A 4,565-nucleotide genomic window follows, 5' to 3' on the forward strand; every position below is an offset into this window, starting at 1 on the left:
GCCGGCATGCGAGTTTTCGGCCGGTCTCGTGGGCTCGGAGAGGTGTAAAAGAGACAGGTGCCGGTGCGGGTCATCCCGGGGACGGCCGGACGTTCCGCGATCTCGGTCTCGACTCCGTGGCCGCCGCCGAGTTGCGCAACCGGCTCGCCGAGGCCACCGGCCTGGCCCTGCCGCCCACCGTTGTCTACGACCACCCGACCCCGGGCGACCTCGCCCGCCGCATCGTCGATGACGCCCTCGGCCGGCACCCCGACCAGGACCATGGCGCGGGTGCCGGTTCTGACGCCGGTCACGGCACCGGACTTGGCGCCGGACGCGATGCGGACGACGCGCGGAACGCGGCCCCGGAGGAGCCGATCGCGATCGTCGCGATGAGCTGCCGCCTGCCCGGTGGCGTCCGCACCCCGGAGGATCTGTGGCGGCTGCTGACGGCCGGGGGCGACGCGGTCGCGCCGCTCGCCACCGACCGGGGCTGGGACGCCGAAGGTCTCTACGATCCGGACCCGGGGGTGTCGGGACGGTATTACCAGCGCGAGGCCGGTCTGTTGGAGGGAGCGGCCGGATTCGACGCGGCGTTCTTCGGGATCTCGCCGCGTGAGGCGCTGGCGATGGATCCGCAGCAACGGCTGCTGCTGGAAACGGCGTGGGAGGTGTTCGAACGCGCCGGCATCGATCCGGTGTCCGTGCGCGGCAGCGCCACCGGCACCTATGTCGGCGCCATGGCCCAGGACTACGGGCCCCGGCTCCACGAGTCGGCGGGCGAGTCACACGGCTACCTGCTGACCGGGAACGCCGTCAGTGTCGCCTCCGGCCGACTCGCCTACACCTTCGGCCTGGAGGGGCCGGCCGTCACGGTCGACACGGCCTGCTCGTCGTCACTCGTCGCGCTCCACCTGGCCGTTCAGGCGCTGCGAGGCGGCGAATGCCGGCTCGCGCTGGCGGGCGGCGCCACCGTCATGCCCTCACCCGGCATGCTCGTGGAGTTCAGCCAGCAGCGAGCCCTCGCGCCGGACGGCCGGTGCAAGGCGTTCTCGGCGGCGGCGGACGGATTCGGACTGGCCGAGGGCGCCGGCATGCTGCTGCTGGAGCGCCTGTCGGACGCCCGGCGCAACGGTCACCAGGTCCTGGCGGTCGTGCGCGGCACGGCGATCAACCAGGACGGCGCGTCCAACGGTCTCACCGCACCCAGCGGCCGGGCCCAACAGCGCGTCATCCGCAGCGCGTTGGCCAACGCAGGTGTGTCGGCCGCCGACGTTGACGCGGTGGAGGCGCACGGCACCGGCACGCGGCTCGGCGACCCGATCGAGGCGCAGGCGCTGCTCGCCACCTACGGGCGGGACCGTCCGGCCGAACGGCCGCTGTGGCTCGGGTCCTTGAAGTCGAACATCGGGCACGCCCAAGCCGCCGCCGGAGTCGCCGGAGTCATCAAGACGGTCCTCGCGCTCCGGCACGGCGTGCTGCCCAAGTCGCTCCACATCACCGAACCCACCTCCGCCGTGGACTGGTCGGCGGGCGCCGTGCGCCTGCTGGACGAAGAACAGCCGTGGGCCCCGAGGGAGGAACGTCCACGCCGGGCCGGGGTGTCGTCGTTCGGCATCAGCGGCACCAACGCGCACGCCGTGATCGAGGAGGCGCCGGAGACCGCCGTCCTTCCCGGAGCGCCGGTGGATCCGCCGCGGTGCGTGGATCCGGTGGCCGTTCCCCTGGTGCTGTCGGCACGTTCGGCCGAGGCGCTGCGGGAGCAGGCGGGACGGCTCGCCGGGGCGCTGGCCGGTGACGGCGAACCGGTGGACGTGGCCCACGCGTTGGTGACGACGCGCGCCACGTTCGACCACCGGGCCGTCGTCGTCGGCGCCGACCGCGACGAACTGACGGACGCGCTCCGTGCGTTCGCCGCCGGACAGCCCGTGTCCCGCGCCGTGTCCGGTGCCGCGCGCCCCGGTGTCCGGCCCGTGTTCGTGTTCCCCGGGCAGGGCTCGCAGTGGGCCGGGATGGCGGTCGAACTCCTCGACGACTCCCCGGAGTTCCGGGAGCGGATGGCGGCGTGCGAAGCGGCACTCGCCCCGCATGTGGAGTGGTCCCTGGACGAGGTACTGCGTCAGGCCCCCGGCGCGCCGGAACTGGAGGCCGCCGAGGTGGTGCAGCCGGTGCTGTGGGCGGTGATGGTGTCCCTAGCCGGGCTGTGGCGGGCGGCCGGCGTCGAACCGGCCGCCGTTGTGGGGCATTCACAGGGGGAGATCGCCGCCGCGTGCGTGGCGGGTGCCCTGTCGCTGCCGGACGCGGCGCGGATCGTGGCGCTGCGGTCCCGCCTGCTGGCGCGCATCGCCGGGCGGGGCGGCATGGCGTCGGTGGCCGCCCCGGCGGAAGCGGTACGGGAACGTCTCACCGGCTGGGAAGGCCGGTTGGGCGTGGCCGCCGTCAACGGGCCCGGGTCCGTGGTCGTCTCGGGTGACGCGGACGCGCTGGACGCGTTCCTCACGGCCTGCGAGCAGGACGGCGTCCGCGCCCGGCGGGTCCCGGTGGACTACGCCTCGCACAGCGCCCACGTCGAGGAGATCGAAGCCGAACTGGCCGAGGCCCTCGCCGGGATCACGCCCGCCACCCCCGACATCGCGTTCTGCTCGACGGTGACCGGCGAGCCCACCGACGCCCCGCTCGACGCCCCCTACTGGTACACCAACCTGCGGCAGGCCGTGCGGTTCGAGGAGGTGACACGGCGCCTGCTGGACGACGGACACAGGCTGTTCGTCGAGATCAGTCCGCATCCGGTCCTGACAGTCGGCCTCCAGGAGACGTTCGAGGCAGCGGGCGCCGAAACGGCGGCGGCGATCGGCACGTTGCGACGCGGCGAAGGCGGCCCCCAGCGGTTCCTGCTCGCCCTCGGCCAGGCCCACACCACCGGCGCGGACGTCAACTGGCCCGCGCTGACCGGCGGATGGGCGACCCGTCCCGCCGACCTGCCCACCTACCCGTTCCAGCACCAGCGCTACTGGCTCGACCCGCACACCCCCACCGCCACTCCGGCCGGCGGCACCACATCGGCGGACGAGGCCGGCTTCTGGGCCGCCGTCGAACGCCACGACCTGCCGGCGCTGGCCGGCACCCTCGACCTCGACCCCGACGCCTCCCTCGAAGACCTCCTCACCCACCTGTCCCGCTGGCGCCACCAGACCACGGAACGCTCCGCCACCGACAACTGGCGCTACCGCGTCACCTGGCAGCCCCTCCCCTCCGCGTCCCCGTCCCAACGCCGCACTCCCTCCGGTACGTGGCTCCTCGTCGTTCCCGAACAGCACACCGCCGACCCGGCGTTCGAAGCCGCCCACCGTGCCCTCACCGGCCACCACGCCCACGTCACGGTCATCACCGTCGCACCCGCCGACGACCGGTCCGCGCTCACCGACCGGCTGCGCGCGGCAACCGGCCCCGACTGCGCGGGCGTCGTGTCCCTGCTGGCCCTCGCCGAGGGCCGCCTCCCCGGCCACACCGCGTCAACCGCCCTCGCCCGCACCGTGACCCTCGCCCAGGCACTCGGCGACGCCGACATCGCCGCACCGCTGTGGTGCCTCACCTCCGGCGCCGTCTCCACCGGCCCGGCCGACCCGGTACGCGACCCGGCACAGGCCCAACTCTGGGGACTCGGAAGGGTCATCGCCCTGGAACAGCCCCACCGCTGGGGCGGCCTCATCGACCTCCCCGCACCGGCGGAACTCGACACCCGCGCCATGAACCGGCTCGCCGGAATCCTCACCGACGCCGCAGACGAACAGGAAACGGCCCTGCGCGCCACGGGCGTCTTCGGCCGCCGCCTCGTCCGCGCCCCCGCGGGCGCACCCCGGCGACCCGACTGGCGGCCCACCGGGACCATCCTCATCACCGGCGGCACCGGATCGATCGGTGCCCACGTCGCCCGCCGCCCGGCGGCCGAAGGAGCCGAACACCTCCTCCTCATCAGCCGCAGCGGCCCCGCCGCCCCCGGCGCCGCCGAACTCCGCGCCGAACTGGAGGACCACGGCACCCGCGTGACCATCGCCGCCTGCGACGCCGCCGACCGCGACGCGCTGCGCGACCTACTCGCCGGCCTGCCCCCCGAACACCCCCTCACCGGCGTCATCCACTCCGCCGGAACGCTGGACGACGGCATCCTCGACACGCTCACCCCCGACCGCCTCGACACCGTCCTCCGTCCCAAGGCCGAAGCCGCCCGCAACCTCCACGAACTCACCGCCGACCACGACGAGCTGCGCCTGTTCGTCCTCTTCTCCTCCGTCTCCGGCATCGTCGGCAACGGCGGCCAGGGCGGCTACGCCGCGGCCAACGCCTACCTCGACGCCCTTGCCCAGCACCGCCGCGCCCACGGCCTGCCCGCCACCTCCATCGCCTGGGGCTCCTGGGGCACCGGCGGCCTCGTCACCGACGCGGCCGGTGAACGCGCCCGGCGGCGCGGCCTGTTGCCCATGTCCGCCGAGCGGGCCGTCCAGGCGATGCGCGGCGCCATCGACCAGGACGACACCGCCATCACCGTCGCCGACATCGACTGGAAGCGCTACGCACCCACCCTCGCC

1 protein-coding gene is annotated in these 4,565 nt (G+C 74.4%); it reads left to right on the forward strand.

Going from position 1 to position 4,565, the window contains the following annotated elements; genetic code table 11:
- Positions 1-4,565, forward strand: a 4,565-nt coding sequence (locus tag BN2279_RS07335; protein ID WP_159037097.1) for a type I polyketide synthase, incomplete at both ends; no start/stop codon positions are given.

The sequence above is a fragment of the Streptomyces specialis genome, assembly GCF_001493375.1.
Lineage (GTDB): Bacteria > Actinomycetota > Actinomycetes > Streptomycetales > Streptomycetaceae > Streptomyces > Streptomyces specialis.